The sequence below is a fragment of the Streptomyces sp. S3(2020) genome (assembly GCF_013044505.1).
Lineage (GTDB): Bacteria > Actinomycetota > Actinomycetes > Streptomycetales > Streptomycetaceae > Streptomyces.
The window spans coordinates 1-1422 of sequence record NZ_JABERD010000512.1 but is presented as its reverse complement, the minus strand read 5'-3'; the positions used below and the strand labels follow the sequence as shown (position 1 = coordinate 1422).

Annotated in this window: 1 protein-coding gene and 1 pseudogene; both read left to right on the top strand. The window is 73.8% G+C overall.

Annotation, left to right across the window (positions count from 1 at the left end; all coding sequences use genetic code 11):
• The first annotated feature begins 110 nt into the window (after positions 1 to 110).
• Positions 111 to 605, top strand: coding sequence for a MarR family transcriptional regulator (locus HLK59_RS50045; RefSeq protein ID WP_171148336.1), 495 nt, complete (start codon positions 111 to 113; stop codon positions 603 to 605).
• 139 nt (positions 606 to 744) lie between these two features.
• Positions 745 to 1350: pseudogene (locus HLK59_RS50040) on the top strand (DsbA family protein); the annotation flags it as partial.
• Between the last annotated feature and the right edge of the window lie 72 nt (positions 1351 to 1422).

Here is a 1422-nt window from a genome sequence, read left to right as displayed (position 1 = left end):
GCCCAAGGGGGTGGGAGTCCGCGGGCCGCCAGGCCCGTCCGGGGCCCCCTTCGGCGGCACGGCATGATCAGGGGTGCACCGGTGGGGACGAGGAGAAGGGCGGCGGGGCCGTGGATGAGCGGGTGGAGATCTCGACGGCGAAGGAGGCCGCGGGGAACGAGATGGTGCTCGCCTTCGGGCGGCTCCAGGGCGCGGCGAACCGGCTGGAGTACATCCTGGGGCGGGCCCTGGAGGAGGAGTGCGGGGTCAGCCATCTCATGTTCGAGGTGCTGCTCATCCTGGGCCGGGCGGGCGAGCCGGGGCTGTCGATGCGGGCCGTCGCCCAGGAGCAGGTGCTGACGACCGGCGGCGCGACCCGGCTGGTGGACCGTATGGAGGCGGCGGGCCTGGTAGAGCGGGCCGAGGATCCCGGTGACCGGCGTGGGCGCCTGGTGCGGCTGACTCCCCGGGGCGAGGAGACCGCGGTCGCCGCCGCACGGGTGCATGTCGAGAACATCCGCCGCTATTTCATGGCCCCGCTGCCGGCCGAGGACCGGGAGCGGTTCACGGAGGACCTGCGCATCCTGAGCCACTCGGCGCGGGACGTCCTCCCCCGCCTGCCCTGACCCCGACACTGACTCCGACACTGACACTGCCCCTGTGGCGACCGTCACGCCTGACAAGAAATATCTGACACGTCAGTTACTGTTCTGTCAGGTGAATCGCTCGCACCGGGCGGGCGCCACACCCTTGTCGAGGTCTCCCATGCGGCTCGTCCACGTCTTCGACGCCTACTGCGGCTGGTCCCACGGCTTCTCCGGGACGCTCCGCGAGGCCGCCTCCCGCCACCCCGAACTGCCGGTGGAGGTGGTCTCCGGCGGTCTGTTCACCGGGCCGCGCCGGGTCCCGATCCGCCAGTTCGGCTACGTCCAGGGCGCGAACGCCAAGATCGCCGAGCTGACCGGCGCGAAGTTCGGCGAGGCCTACGAGCGGCTGATCGCCGACGGCTCGTTCGTGATGGACTCCGAGGCCGCCGCCCGTGGCGTCGCCGCCCTGCGCCAGGCGGCCCCCGACCGCGCGGCGGAACTGGCCGCGGCCCTCCAGGACGCCTTCTACGTCGACGGCCTGAGCCTGTCCGACCCGGCCACCTACCGCACGGTGGCCGAGGCGGCGGGGCTGGACGCCGACGCTGTACTCACCGCTTTCGAGGCGCCCGGGACACGGGCCGCGGCCGAGGCCGACTTCCGTCGCGGCGCCGCGCTGGGCGTCAGCGGCTTCCCCACCCTCCTGGCGGTCGACGGCGATTCCGTCGCCGTGCTGGCCCACGGCCACGCCACCGCCGACGAGGTCGACCGGCGCCTGGCCACCCTGACCACGACCACCCCCACACCCACCCCCCCCGCCCGACCCCCACCCCCCCCCACGCCCCCCCCCACCTCGACC